This is a genomic window from Methylobacterium sp. BTF04 (assembly GCF_010692745.1).
Lineage (GTDB): Bacteria > Pseudomonadota > Alphaproteobacteria > Rhizobiales > Beijerinckiaceae > Methylobacterium.
Genome location: NZ_JAAHTB010000008.1, coordinates 61,988 through 76,183 on the forward strand (window position 1 = coordinate 61,988; position 14,196 = coordinate 76,183).

At 66.5% G+C, this 14,196-nt stretch carries 10 protein-coding genes; 5 read left to right on the plus strand and 5 right to left on the minus strand.

The window, feature by feature from the left end; translation table 11 throughout:
- Positions 1-82 precede the first annotated feature (82 nt).
- Entirely contained in the window at positions 83-1,534 is a 1,452-nt protein-coding gene (locus G3T14_RS07120) for a DEAD/DEAH box helicase family protein (RefSeq protein ID WP_163641494.1), read from the minus strand.
- A gap of 286 nt (positions 1,535-1,820) precedes the next feature.
- Here G3T14_RS07120 and G3T14_RS07125 point away from each other — a divergent pair, with 286 nt between their 5' ends.
- The 5 genes from G3T14_RS07125 (at position 1,821) to G3T14_RS07145 (ending at position 8,127) form a co-directional block, all read left to right on the plus strand.
- Complete coding sequence (locus G3T14_RS07125; protein WP_246733022.1) at positions 1,821-2,381, plus strand: hypothetical protein; 561 nt, start codon at positions 1,821-1,823, stop codon at positions 2,379-2,381.
- Positions 2,382-2,419: 38 nt separating this feature from the next.
- Positions 2,420-2,647: a hypothetical protein gene (locus G3T14_RS07130; protein ID WP_163641496.1), complete on the plus strand. Its 228-nt coding sequence runs from the start codon at positions 2,420-2,422 to the stop codon at positions 2,645-2,647.
- Between the two features lie 149 nt (positions 2,648-2,796).
- Entirely contained in the window at positions 2,797-5,796 is a 3,000-nt protein-coding gene (gene uvrA / locus G3T14_RS07135) for an excinuclease ABC subunit UvrA (protein ID WP_163641506.1), read from the plus strand.
- Between the two features lie 528 nt (positions 5,797-6,324).
- A complete protein-coding gene (locus tag G3T14_RS07140) occupies positions 6,325-7,287 on the plus strand; it encodes a transporter (protein ID WP_163641508.1) in 963 nt (320 codons plus the stop codon).
- Positions 7,288-7,545: 258 nt separating this feature from the next.
- The gene (locus tag G3T14_RS07145; protein WP_163641510.1) at positions 7,546-8,127 is read left to right on the plus strand and encodes a fasciclin domain-containing protein; all 582 of its coding nucleotides are present in this window, start codon (positions 7,546-7,548) and stop codon (positions 8,125-8,127) included.
- A 173-nt stretch (positions 8,128-8,300) separates the two neighbouring features.
- Here the strand turns inward: G3T14_RS07145 and hflX are convergent, their stop codons facing one another.
- The 4 genes from hflX to G3T14_RS07165 form a co-directional block, all read right to left on the minus strand.
- On the minus strand, positions 8,301-9,713 hold the full coding sequence (hflX, locus tag G3T14_RS07150) for a GTPase HflX (RefSeq protein WP_163641512.1): 1,413 nt from the start codon (positions 9,711-9,713) through the stop codon (positions 8,301-8,303).
- Positions 9,714-9,846: 133 nt separating this feature from the next.
- Positions 9,847-10,101, minus strand: a complete 255-nt coding sequence (gene hfq / locus G3T14_RS07155) for an RNA chaperone Hfq (protein WP_003600267.1) — start codon at positions 10,099-10,101, stop codon at positions 9,847-9,849.
- 174 nt (positions 10,102-10,275) lie between these two features.
- Positions 10,276-11,646 (minus strand): sigma-54 dependent transcriptional regulator, encoded by a 1,371-nt coding sequence (locus G3T14_RS07160; protein ID WP_163641514.1) that lies wholly within the window; start codon positions 11,644-11,646, stop codon positions 10,276-10,278.
- Positions 11,643-14,000 (minus strand): PAS domain-containing sensor histidine kinase, encoded by a 2,358-nt coding sequence (locus tag G3T14_RS07165; protein ID WP_163641515.1) that lies wholly within the window; start codon positions 13,998-14,000, stop codon positions 11,643-11,645. Before G3T14_RS07165 ends, G3T14_RS07160 begins: the two co-directional genes overlap by 4 nt.
- Positions 14,001-14,196: the final 196 nt, after the last annotated feature.

Sequence of the window (14,196 nt, forward strand, 5' to 3'; positions counted from 1 at the left end):
GGAATCCTCGGCGGTCGGGCAGTGATCACTCTAAGTGCGGCAACCGGGTTCTACCGGCCGTGTTCCCGGGCGGCATGACGCTTTAGGCCGTTGCCCCCAGCGCGGACGTCTGGACGCCGTCGCCGTCCTCCCGCCCGATGGCGGCCGCGATGGCATCGAGGAGCGTCGTGTCCTCTCCGGCCATCGCCTCCATCGAGGCCATGCGGCCCACCACCGTTGCTGCGATGGTCTCCTCCACGGTCTCTTCGGCGAGCGCGTAGTAGATCGTCGCCTTCTGGCCGTCGCGGTGGCACCGACCTTCGATCTGGGCGAGCTGGATCGCGCTGTGGCGCAGGTCGTGGACGATCAGCGCTCGGGCGCGGTCTCCGCCCGGCATCTCGCCGGCGTGAAGCGAGATCGATTCCGTGACGGTGAACACCACCACGTCGAGCGCCCCGGTCTGGAAGGCGAGCCGGGTGGCCTCGTTGGCTTCGCCGGAGCGCTCGCCGGTGATCGTCCCGCTTTGCCAGCCGGCGGTGGTCAGCGCCTCGACGAGGGCCGCGCCGGTTTCGAGGAAGGCCACCGAGATCGCGATCTGGTGGCCTTCGTCCAGCAGAAGGTCCGCGAAGGCCGCCGTGCCGGCCACCCGCAACAGGCTCGCCTTCTGGCGAAAGCGCAGGTCCGCCGCCCAGCCGGAGGGCTTGCGGGTACTTCCGCCGAGCAGCCCCCATTCTCGCCGAAATTCACGCCATGTGGCGTCGTACAGACGGCGCGCTTCCGGGCTCAGCGCCACCGGGGCCAGCTCGCGCTGCACCTCGGGCCAGCCGGCGATGTCGCCGGGGCGCCGGCGCAGGCCAATGGCGCGGGCGCCCTTGAACAGCAGGTCGGCCATCACCGCGCAGTCGCGCGGATTGGCCTCCCACGACCAGTTGGTCCAGCGCCCCTTGGCCCGGCCGATCCCGAGGCGTTTCATCAAGTCGCGAAAATCGGCGAGCGTCTCGGTGGGGGCGTCCGCCGCGTGGCCGAGCAGGCGACCGAGATAGGACAGCTCGTGGGGAGCCTGCCCCGCCGTGGCGCTGAGATACACCGTGAAGGCCGCCGCATCGGCCATTTGCCGGCAGACGAGGCTCTGCTGGGCGTAAGGGTTGCGGATGCGATGGCTCTCGTCGAACACCACGATCGGCCAGATGCGTTTCGGGCTGCCGTGCCGCGCCAGCGCGTTGTTCTTCGCCCGCGTCGAACGACGGTTGCCGGCCGGCGGCGGCGCCATCAGGGCCTTGGTGCGCTCGTAGTTCGTCAGCGTCACCGCTTTCGCGTCGAGGCCGGCCAGAGCGATGGTGCGGCGCCATTGCGGCATCGCCCCCTTCGGACACAGGATCAGCACCTCGCGCTCGGGCATCGCCGCCACGGCGGCCCAGACCGAGAGCGTCTTGCCCAGCCCGGTCATGTCGCCAAGCAGGAAACCGGGCCGGCCGGCGGCACGGGCGGCTAGGATGGCGCGGGTCGCCTCCACCTGATGTGGGCGTGGGACGAGCAGGCCGGTTTGCGTCACCACTTGGCATTTCCGGATGGCGCGAATCCGCGCGCGGCGGCATCGCGAAACGGGCTTGCAAAGTGTTTCGGAGAATTCGTTAAAGAAATCTTAATCATCGGCCATTCGGTCGGGAACTGTTCAGGTTGAGTGCAGGTTGTGGAGAAGTCCAGGTGACCGCCGGGGACCGACGCCGGAGAGTCCGATGCCGATGTTTCGCCCCTCGTCTGCATCCGCATTTCTCCTCGCCTCGGCCGGCATGCTTCTGTTGGTCGGCTTGCCTGCCTCTGCGCAAACGGCAGATGCGCCGATGAGCCTGTTCGAGCGCCTCTTTGCGCCACAGCGTCCGGTGCAGCAGATGGCACCCGCCGTCCAGGGCCAGGATGACGGGGGCAGCTATGCCCGGCGCTCGCTTCGACGAGCTTCGGTGAGCCGGCGTCATCTGCGCATCCGCTACGCCGCCCTGCACAATGCCGAGCCGCTGCAGTTGCGGGTGGCCGATCGTCAGAAGCCCCTCGATATGAAGGCCGGGGCCGCCGCTGCTTTCTTGAAGGACGAGACCCTTCGGCCTGGCGACATCGTCGTGCTCAAGGACGGCATAAAGGTGTTCGTTGGGCGGACCGATGGGTCTCATGCGCCGCGTGATTTCGAGGCTGTCGGACGCTCCGATTTCGTCGATCGCCAGACCCGCCTGAAGCTCGCCGCCATGACGATGCCGGTGGGCGCGATGCCGGCCGACGCGGCGCGCAAGGCCATGGCCCGGGTCCGCTCGCTGATGCCCGCCACCACCGAGCCCACCCCGTCCGAAGTGACGGCGATGCGGGTGATCAATCCGTGGAAGATGGAGCCCGCGGCGTTCGAGGCGCGCTGAAGACCGTCACTGTCCAAGTGCGACAGCCCCCGACTTTCGTGGCCGGAGGCTATTTTGCGTCCGGTCAGACCGCGCGCACCGGAACGACGAAGCCGCCAACCTTCCGGTGCGGTGCGAACAGCGTGCGACTGAACAATCCGCGCATCCATGCGCTCGACCGGCTCTCATCTTCCACCATTGGCTTCATGGGTGCGGCGATCCATCTCGGTGTGCCGGACGGTGCCGGATTCCAGCGCGATATTGTCGCCGTACGCTTTTTGTTCTAGTCGCGGAGGCGGACGGACAGGGTTCCCGGCGCGTATCTTGCCGGGGTGGTCCCTTGCCCGCGGACCCGGTGCGCCCGACATGCCGTCAGGTCGGCGGACCGACCTGCCCGATGCCCGAGGGCGCACCGACACGACCGCGAAGAGATTTCATGGCCAAAGCCAAAGCCGCCAAGCAATCGACGGCATCCACGCAATCCACGGCCGCCCGAAATGCGGCCGAGATCGAAGCGGATATCGAGAAGCTATTCGACGGCGCCCGCGATTCGCGGGTCATCTCGGTGCGGGGCGCACGCGAGCACAATCTCAAGAACGTCGATCTGATCATCCCGCGCGACAAGCTCGTGGTGTTCACCGGTCTGTCGGGATCCGGCAAGTCGTCCCTGGCCTTCGACACCATCTATGCCGAGGGTCAGCGCCGCTACGTCGAATCACTGTCGGCTTATGCCCGGCAGTTCCTCGAGATGATGTCGAAGCCCGATGTCGACCAGATCGACGGGCTGTCGCCGGCGATCTCCATCGAGCAGAAGACCACCTCGAAAAACCCGCGCTCGACGGTGGGTACCGTCACCGAGATCTACGATTACATGCGCCTGCTCTGGGCGCGGGTCGGCATCCCGTACTCCCCCGCCACCGGCCTGCCGATCGAGAGCCAGACCGTCAGCCAGATGGTGGACCGGGTCCTGGCGCTCCCCGAAAAGAGCCGGCTCTATCTGCTCGCCCCCGTGGTGCGCGGGCGCAAGGGCGAATACCGCAAGGAAATCGCCGAGTTCCAGAAGAAGGGTTTCCAGCGTCTGCGCGTCGACGGCGAGTATTGCGCCATCGACGATGCGCCGAAGCTCGACAAGAAGCTCAAGCACGACATCGACGTGGTGGTGGACCGCATCGTGGTGCGGGCCGATATCGCCGCGCGGCTGGCCGATTCGTTCGAGACCGCGCTGGAACTCGCCGACGGGATCGCGCTGGTCGAGTTCGCAGACACCCCCGAGGGTGAAGAGGTCCGCGAGGCGATCACCTTCTCCTCGCGCTTCGCCTGTCCGGTCTCCGGCTTCACCATCGCGGAGATCGAGCCAAGACTCTTCTCGTTCAATAACCCGTTCGGCGCCTGCCAGACCTGCGGCGGCATCGGCCACGAGATGCGGATCGACCCCGAGCTCGTGATCTCCGACGTGCGCCTCAGCCTCAAGCGCGGTGCCGTCGGCCCCTGGGCGAAATCGACCTCACCCTATTACGGGCAGACGCTCGACGCGCTCGCCAAGCATTATGGCTTCAAGACCACCGTGGCCTGGGCCGAGTTGCCCGAGACCGCTCGGACCGTGATCCTCCAAGGCACCGGCCGGGAGGCGATCCGCTTCTCGTATGACGACGGCATGCGCGCCTACGAGGTCAACAAGCCGTTCGAGGGTGTGATCCCGAACCTGGAGCGGCGCTACAAGGAGACCGAGAGCGACGCGTCCCGCGAGGATATCTCGCGGTTCATGAGCGAGACGCCCTGCGCCACCTGTGGCGGCAAGCGGCTCAAGCTCGAAGCGCTGTCGGTCAAGATCGCCATGGCGGATATCGGCACGGTCACCGCCCTCTCCGTGCGCGATGCCCATCGCTGGTTCAGCGATCTGCCGGACAAGCTGACCCCGAAGCAGAACGAGATCGCCTTCCGCATCCTCAAGGAAATTCGCGATCGACTGACCTTCCTGGTGGATGTCGGCCTCGACTACCTCACCCTCGCGCGTGGCTCGGGCTCGTTGTCGGGCGGCGAGAGCCAGCGCATCCGCCTCGCCTCGCAGATCGGCTCGGGCCTCACCGGCGTCCTCTACGTGCTGGACGAACCCTCCATCGGCCTGCATCAGCGCGACAACGAGCGCCTGCTCGGGACGCTGAAGCGCCTGCGCGATCTGGGCAACTCCGTGATCGTCGTCGAGCACGACGAGGACGCGATCCTGCAGGCCGATTACGTGGTCGATGTCGGCCCGGGCGCCGGCATCCATGGCGGACGGATCATCGCGCAGGGTACGCCGGCGGAGGTCCTGAAGAACCCGGACTCGCTCACCGCCAAGTACCTCACCGGCGAGATGAGCGTGCGGGTACCCACCGCGCGCAGGAAGCCGAAGAAGGGCAAGCTCACGCTGGTGGGCGCGCGCGGCAACAATCTGAAGGACGTCACCGTCGAGATCCCACTCGGCACGTTCACCTGCGTCTCGGGCGTCTCGGGGGGCGGCAAGTCTACCCTGATCATCGACACGCTCTACAAGTCGGTGGCCAAGACCCTCAACGGCGCGATGGAACATCCGGCCCCGTTCGATCGCCTCGACGGGCTGGAGCACCTCGACAAGGTCATCGATATCGACCAGTCGCCGATCGGGCGCACCCCGCGCTCCAACCCGGCGACCTATACCGGTGCCTTCACCCCGATCCGCGACTGGTTCGCTGGGCTGCCCGAGGCCAAGGCGCGCGGGTATCAGGCCGGGCGCTTCTCCTTCAACGTGAAGGGCGGCCGCTGCGAGGCCTGCTCGGGCGACGGCGTCATCAAGATCGAGATGCACTTCCTGCCCGACGTCTACGTCACCTGCGACGTGTGCAAGGGCCGCCGCTACGACCGCGAGACTCTGGAAGTGAAGTACCGCGAGCGCTCCATCGCCGATGTCCTCGACATGACCGTCGAGGAGGCCGCCGACCTGTTCAAGGCCGTCCCGAGCATCCGCGAGAAGATGGAGACCCTGGCCCGCGTCGGCCTCGGCTACGTCAAGGTCGGCCAGCAGGCGACCACCCTGTCCGGCGGCGAGGCGCAGCGGGTGAAGCTTTCCAAGGAGCTCTCGAAGCGGGCCACCGGCCGCACCCTCTACATCCTCGACGAGCCGACGACGGGTCTGCACTTCCACGACGTCGCCAAGCTCATGGAGGTGCTCCACGAACTCGTCGATCAGGGCAACACCGTCGTGGTGATCGAGCACAACCTCGAGGTGATCAAGACCGCCGACTGGGTGATCGACATGGGGCCCGAGGGCGGCGATGGCGGTGGCATGGTCGTGGCTGAAGGCACGCCGGAGCAGATCGCAAAATCGAAGGCGAGCCATACCGGCCGCTTCCTGCGCGACGTGCTGGCCCGGCGCCCGGCCTTGGTGGCGCCGATGAAGGGCCGCGCTGCCGCAGAATAGCAACACCGAAAATCTTCGGGGCGGCCGCCTTCGACTGATTCGCCCGATCGAGGGCGCCGAACGGGCTCGAACCGGTTTCGCACCGCATCGCCGGTGCGCCGCCGCGCGAAAGGGCGCGTGGCCGCGGCGATACCTTGCGCGAAAGTCGAGACCGTATTGCGCGATTGTCCCGATCTTGGCCTTGGCCGGCAACAGCTTGAGCATTCAGCGCTATTTTTCACAAAGCCGTATTCGTCAGCTTCGAATAAGTGCTGGACCAGGTTTCAAAGGTTAACAAAACCTTATGCTGCGTTGCGTCCAAATTGCGGCTTTTGCGCAACGGTTGGGTTGGAACTGCCCCGTTTCCAAGCATCCCCCTGTCCTTCCGGATCATCATGTAGAATAGTTCTCGACGTTGAGACATGAACTTGGGCCGCAAGGGGGGCCTCCCGCACCGGGTGCAAACAAGCCGCGATCAAGCGGCGGACCGGCAGAATGGTGCGGAAGGCTGCGTGGCGGACGCCTGAAATCCTTGGGAAGGAATAGAAAATGTTGAAGAACTGGCTCGCCGCCGGAGCGGTGTCGCTTGCGGTCGGCATGTCCGCTACCGCGTCTTTCGCTCAGACGACCACGGTTCCCGGTGAGCAGGTCGGCTTGGCCACCGGCGCTCCGCTGCCCGAGGGCATCTATGCGCTGAACACCTTCGTGTACCGCAGCAACCAGAACAACGGTCCTGGCAGCGTTGATGTCGGCGTCAACGTTCCGGTGCTGGTGTGGTCGACCCCGTTCGTTCCGTTCGGTGGCCGCGTCGAGCTGCTCGTCGCTCCCCCGACCGTGTTCGCCTTCGGCAAGAACAGCGGCCCGAACGGTGCCCGTGATCTCTCGATCAACGTCGGTACCTTCGTCGGCGGCATCTGGGCCTTCGATCTCGGCAACAACTTCGGCGTCAGCTTGCTCGGCGGTGTCTACCTCAACGAGCTCAACGGCGACCGCGGCGTTCTCGTCAGCAACGGCGGCCAGCTCCTCGGTGCTCCGGTCCTCGGCCAGCTCGCTTCGAACACCTACCGCATGGGCGTCGCCGCCAGCTACACCGGCGAAGGCTACAACCTGACCGCCAACCTGACCGCGAACATCTACGACTCGCCGGCCACCTTCGGCGGCAACAACACCTTCGGCCTCCGTGGTCCGTTCATCATCTCCGACTCGCTCAACCTCGACCTGACCGCGACCAAGAAGTTCGGTAAGTTCGAAATCGGCGCCATCGGTTATGGTACCTACAACTTCGATATCAGCCAGTTCAGCCTGGCTGCCGGCAACCGCGGCAACTTCTCGCTCGGCGGCCTCATCGGCTACGACTTCGGCATGTTCACGGCTCAGGCCTACGTCGCCCACACCGTCGCGTCGGCGGTTCGCCGCTCCGACACCACCGAGGGCTGGTTCCGCCTGATCGTTCCGCTGTACTCGCCGACCCCGGTCGTCGCTTCGGCCGCTCCGATCATCCGCAAGTACTGATCCCGGCAATTCGGCTACGGAGCTCCGGCTCCGTGGTCGGTCCGCCAAGGATGAGCCGTTCGACCCTTGGGTCGGACGGCTTTTTCGTGGGCACAGAGGCAATCTCTCTGACTCTGTGTCCTTCTCTTCGTCCGGTCTCCGCCACGTCGCGAGCGCTGGCATGTCGAAAAACGCCGCAGCGGAAACTTTTCGCATCCGCGCTCCGTAAGGCGACCTGACACCCTGCTCCTGCGCAGGGATCGAAGAGGAAATGACGCCATGACCCAGACCACCGTCCGTCGCCCGCTCGCCGTGCGTGCCGCCGCCACCGTCGCCCTTGCCTTCGCCCTCGGCGCCGCCGTTCCGGCCGCAGCCTTCGCCAAGAATCCGATGGTCGGCGGCGCACCGATGTACGCCTCTAAGAACATCGTCGAGAACGCGGTGAACTCGAAGGACCACACCACGCTGGTCGCCGCCGTGAAGGCCGCCGGCCTCGTCGACACGCTCGCCAGCCCTGGCCCATTCACGGTGTTCGCTCCCACCAACGCCGCCTTCGCCAAGCTGCCCGCCGGCACGGTGGAGACCCTGGTGAAGCCCGAGAACAAGGCGACGCTCACCAAGATCCTGACCTATCACGTGGTCCCGGGCGTCTACACCGGCAGGGATCTGATGAAGCTCGTCAAGGATGGCGGCGGCGAAGCCCAGCTCAAGACCGTCGAGGGTGAGCCCCTGGTGATCCAGTCCAAGGGTAAGAAGCTCTACGTGACCGACGCCAAGGGCAGCACCGCCACCGTGACCATCGCCAACGTGATGCAGTCGAACGGCGTGATCCACGTGATCAACGGCGTTCTCCAGCCGTAATCGGTTCCCGTCTTAGACTGGAAAGCCCCGGCGCGCAGGCGCCGGGGCTTTTTCGTGCGTTCTCTACCGGTGTCGGTCGAAGGTCGCGGACCGCTCCTGGCACGCCGGGCGATCGATTGAGCAGAGGCGACCCGCGCCCTTACCCAATGTGCGTTGTCCCGGAAGTGAGCCGCTCAGCTCGACCGGTTGAGCCGGCGGGCCCCTGAGAAGCGGTTGAGGAAGCGCGGCTCCTTCTCGGGGGCGATGCGGATCGCCAGATGCATGGTTCCGCCCTCCTCCTCGCGCCGGTCGAGCACCTCGGCGTTCTCGTAGAGCCAGTGCAGGGCGGCGCCGTCCTCCGGTGGCAGGACCACCGCGAAGGTCGAGCGCTGGCGCGCGATCCGCGCCTCGATCCGGCTGGTCAGGGCGGCGAGGCCTTCGCCGGTGAGGGCCGAGACCAGCACCGGCGCCGCGCTGTCGCGGTCCGAGCGTTCATGCCCGCTCAGGTTCAGCAGCCGCGTCCGCTCGTCCGCATCGAGGAGGTCGGCCTTGTTCCAGACCTCGATGATCCGCGTCGCGCTGGTCTCGATCCCGAGTTCGCGCAGGACCGACCCGACATCCTCGGCCTGCGCTTCGCTGTCGCCGTGCGAGACGTCGCGGATATGGAGCAGGATGTCGGCTTCGATCACGTCCTCCAGGGTCGCCCGGAAGGCGGCGATCAGCGAGGTCGGCAACTCGGAGATGAATCCCACCGTGTCGGAGAGAATCACGGTCTCGCCGTGCGGCAGCTTGGTCGCCCGCGCCGTGGGGTCGAGGGTGGCGAACAGCATGTCCTGCGCCATCACCTGCGCCTTGGTCAGCGCGTTGAACAGCGTCGACTTGCCGGCATTGGTGTAGCCGACGAGAGCGACGATGGGATACGGCACCCGCGCCCGGCTCTGGCGGTGCAGGCCGCGCGTGCGGGTGACGCTGTCGAGCTCGCGCTCGATCTTCGTCATCCGCTCCTGGATCATGCGCCGGTCGGCCTCGATCTGGGTCTCGCCAGGGCCACCGAGGAAGCCGAAGCCGCCACGCTGGCGCTCCAGGTGGGTCCAGGACCGCACGAGCCGGCTCCGCTGGTAGGCGAGATGGGCGTGCTCGACCTGCAGCGTGCCCTCGCGGGTCGAGGCGCGACGCCCGAAAATCTCGAGGATCAGGCCGGTCCGGTCGATCACCTTGCAGCCGAAGGCCTTCTCCAGGTTGCGCTGTTGCACCGGGGAGAGCGCGCAATCCATCACGACGAGGCCGATCTCCTGCGCCTTGATCACGCCGGTCAGCTCTTCCACCCGGCCCTTGCCGAGATAGGTCGAGGGCCGGATGCGCTGGACCGGTGCCACGATCGCCTCGACCACGTCGAGTTCGATGGCCGCGGCGAGGCCGGAGGCTTCGTCGAGGCGCGCCTCGCTGGAGCGTAGGATGTCCGCGTTGCTGGCCGCCCCGCCGCTGCGCATGGCCGCCCGACTGAGATAGGGGCCGATCACGAGGGTATGGGTCGCTGCCGCGATATCGCCCTCGGGGGCGGCCATCGCTTGGAGCCGGGCTTCACCCGGCGTCATCGTTTCGGTCATGCGGTGCTTCTGGAACCCTGTCCTGTGGTCTCAGGACAATGGGCGTTTGCCGGCCACAGACAAGGGCACGGCAAACTTATCCGATCGATCGGCCTGCGAAGTGACCTGCCGCGTCTCGCGCCGCTTTGGGACTTCAGGCCTTCTCGGGAGCTGTTTCGTCGGGCTCGAACAACTGTACCGGATGACCCGGCATGATCGTCGAGATCGCATGCTTGTAGACGAGCTGTGAGTGCCCATCTCGCCGCAGCAAGACGCAGAAGTTGTCGAACCAAGTCACGACGCCTTGAAGCTTGACACCATTGACGAGGAAGATCGTAAGCGGGATCTTGTTCTTGCGAACATGGTTCAGGAACGTGTCCTGCAGATTCTGAGCGCGTTCGCCCGCCATTTTTTCTTATCCTTGCGTACACTGCCGCCCGCCGCGAATGACGGGTTCTCATCAGTCGGACATTTGGGTGCCCGGCCCTTACAATTTGAAACCCAAGTGATCGATCCGAAACGGTGATCGACCTCAACCATTACACGCGCAGCGCCTACGCGATGCAAGAGCGCCGCCAGCCCCTTACGGGCCGATGCCCAGGGACTTCAGCTTGCGGTGCAGGGCGGAACGCTCCATTCCGATGAACTCCGCGGTGCGCGAGATGTTGCCGGAGAATCGCGCGATCTGGGCCACGAGATACTCGCGCTCGAAGATTTCGCGGGCTTCGCGCAGAGCCAAGCTCATCAGCTTCTCGCCCCCCGAGCCGTTGGGGGTGGTCGGCACTAGTGCACCGATCTCGGTGGGGAGCATCTCGGAGGTTACCTCCTGCTCCGGATCGGTGTGGGTGAGGATCATCAGCCGTTCGACGTTGTTGCGCAGCTGGCGCACGTTGCCGGGCCAGTCGTGCGATTGCAGTACCGCCATGGCGTCCTCGGCGATGCGCCGGCGCGGCAGGCCGGTGGCGCCCGAAATCTGCTCCATGAAGAAGCTGATCAGCTCCGGCACATCCTCGCGCCGTTCGGACAGGGACGGCACCCGGATCGGCACCACCGAGAGCCGGTGGAACAGATCCTCGCGGAAACGGCCCGCAGCGATCTCCTCGGCGAGATCGCGCGAGGAGGACGAGATGATGCGGACGTCGACATGGACGCGCGTGGTGCCGCCCACCCGCTGGAAGTTCTGGTCGACGAGGACGCGCAGGATGCGGTTCTGGGTCTCGCGCGGCATATCGGCGACTTCGTCGATGTAGAGCGATCCGCCATGCGCCTCCTCGAGGGCGCCGACCCGGCGCGCCCGGCCTTCGCCCGCCTCGACGCCGAACAGTTCGGCCTCCATCGTGTCTGGGGTGATGGTCGCCGCGTTGATGACCACGAACGGACCGCTGGCGCGGGTCGAGGTGGCGTGCAGCGTGCGGGCCGAGAGCTCCTTGCCGGAGCCCGGTGCGCCAAGGATCATCACCCGGGCGTTGGTGGGCGCTACGCGCTCCACCGTCTGGCGCAACTGGTTGACCACCACCGAGGCGCCGACGAGCCGGCTCGCCTGCCCCGAACGGGTCTTGAGGTCGCGCACCTCGCGGCGCAGGCGCGAGGTCTCCAGCGCCCGCTCGGCCACCAGGATCAACCGGTCGGCCTTGAACGGCTTCTCGATGAAGTCGTAGGCGCCTGCCTTGATCGCCGCCACCGCGGTTTCGATGTTGCCGTGGCCCGAGATCATGACCACCGGCAGGTCGGGGTGGCCGGCCTTGATCTGATCGAGCACTTGCAATCCGTCGAGGCGCGAACCCTGCAGCCAGATGTCGAGAAAGACGAGGTGGGGCCGGCGCGACTCGATCGCCGCCAGGGCCTCGTCCGACCCGCCGGCGGTGCGCGTACGGTGGCCTTCGTCGTCGAGGATGCCGGCGACGAGGTCGCGGATGTCGGCCTCGTCGTCGACGATCAGGATATCGGCGCTCATGACTGCATCTCCGCGATTGGGGGGGCCGTCCGCGCGGCGCCCTTCTCTTCCTGCACGGAGGGTTTGCCCTCCGGCGTCGTCTCACCCTGAGGGTCGCACGGCACGCGCATCCGCACGCGTCCGCCCCGTCCCTCCGGGTTGTCGTTCAGCTCGATCCCGCCGCCATGCTCTTCCAGCACCTTGCTGACGATGGCGAGTCCGAGGCCGGTCCCGCCTTCGCGGGTCGTCATATAGGGCTCCAGCAGCCGCTGGCGCCCCTCGGCGGGAAATCCCTTGCCGTTGTCGGTGACCTCGATCACCGCGAACCCGTCTTCGAGCAGGAGGCGCACGTCGACGCGGCCCTTGCCGAGATCGGGCTCCGGCACCGCCTGCACCGCCTCCACCGCGTTCTTGAGGATGTTGGTGATCGCCTGCGACAGCAGGCGGATGTCGAAGGCGGCGAGCACCCGCTCCTCGGCAGCCTCGGTGAACGAGAAGTCCATGTCGGGATGGGCGACACGCATCATGAACAGGTTCTGGCGGGTGATCTCGCTCAGGTCGTTCCGGGCGATGGCGGGCTTGGGCATCCGGGCAAAGGACGAGAATTCATCGACCATGCGTTTGATCTCGTCGACCTGGCGGATGATCGTCGCCGTGCACTGATCGAACACGTCCTTGTCGGCAACGATGACCTTTCCATACTTGCGCCGGATGCGCTCGGCCGAAAGCTGGATCGGGGTGAGCGGGTTCTTGATCTCGTGGGCGATGCGACGCGCCACATCGGCCCAGGCCGAGGTGCGCTGGGCCGAGACGAGGTCGGTGATGTCGTCGAGCGTCACCACGAAGCCGCGCGCGCCCCCTTGCGCCTGCTCACTCGTGACCCGGACAGTGACGGTGCGCTCGCGCCCGTCCCGGGTGAGCTGGATCTGTTGCTGGAGTGCGCGCTGGCGCCCTTCCCCGCCCTCCGGGAACAGCGCGGCCAGTTCGGGAATCGCCTGTGTCAGCGGTCGACCGACGATCGCGTCGGCCCGCAGGCCCAGCGTGCGCTCCACCGACGGGTTGGCGATGGTGACGAGGCCGCTTTCGTCGACGCCGATGACCCCAGGCGAAACGCCCGATAGCACGGCTTCGGTGAAGCGGCGGCGGCGATCGATGAGGTCGCTCGCCGCCGTCAGACCGTCGTGCTGGCGGCGCAGCTCCTGTGTCATCTTGTTGAAGCTCTCGCCGAGATGAGCGAGATCGCCGTCGCTCTTTCGCGCCGGCACCTGCGCGTAGAAATTGCCGGACGCCACCTGATCCGCCGCGTTGATGAGGCGGCGGATCGGCGCGACGAAGCGGTTGGCGAAGTTGAGTCCGAACCACACCGCCGACAGCAGGGCGATGAGCGCGATCAGCACGAAGACCGACGCGAAGCTGATCTGGATCGAGCGCTTGAGCGAGTCGTAGATGAGGTATTCCGCCGCCGCGGCGCGTGAGACGCCGGGGAAATCGATGGCGAGCTGGCTGACCTCGCGCTGCACCAGCAGCACCGCCCCGTCATAGGCCGGCATCCGCAGGAGGGCTGCGAAGACCCTGCCCTCGCTCGGCACGAGGCAGATCGGGTCGGTGGATTTCGCCGCGTCCTCGAAGGCGGCGGCCGAAGGCAGGCGTCGCTCCTTCAAGGTGTCGATCTTGGCCCGTGCCACCACCTCGTTGGGCCCGCGCATGATCTCGGCCACGGGCAGGCCCAGGGCGGTCGCGCGCGCGGTGAGGAAGCTCTCGAACCATTGCCGGTTCACGTCGAAATTCGGGCGCGCGCGGGTGAGGTCGTCGGTGAGGATGCGGATCTCGCGGGCGAGACTCTGGCACTGGTTCTCTTGGTAGGCATCCGCCACTTCCACCGATTTCAGCACCACGTCGCGTACCCGGTCGGTGAAGCCGAGCGACAGGCCCCGGTCGATGGTCACGGCGGCCACTACGGCGAGCAGGACGGTGGGGAGAACGGCGATGAGGCTGAACAGGCCGACGATGCGGGTGTGGAGCCGCGCCACCGCCGCGTTGGTGCGCCGAGCATGCAGGAAGACCCGCGCCTCCCAGGCGATGATCACCACGAGGCTGAGCACCAAGAAGACGTTGATGCCGAGAAGCGTCAGGCCGACCGTGGGCGTCTTCATGACGCGGATCACGCCGGCCAAGATCAGGAACGTGGCGATCGCCGAGACCAGCGCCGTACCGACCACCAGCGCACCGACCCATCCGGGCCCGCGCGGGCCGGGCTTCAGCGACGCCGAAACCTCCTCGCCGTCCTCCGCGTCCGCACCTTCGCCGGGCTTCTCGATGAGCCCGGACGCCGTGTCGGCGGTCTCTTTTGTCTTGAAACGTTGCAGCCACGCCATGGCTGATGCATCGCCACAACAGTGTGGCGAAATTAATACGAATCGGGTTTCTGGCGCACCGGATTCGCTTCTTACGGTCGGTTCGACGGAGCAATCCGAGTGAGGGCTGTCGCCAGCGCGGTCGCAATCCCGTCAGGGCTTCGAACGCATCGACGCGTCCCGAAAATGCACTACTCTCAACACCTCCCGATTTTAG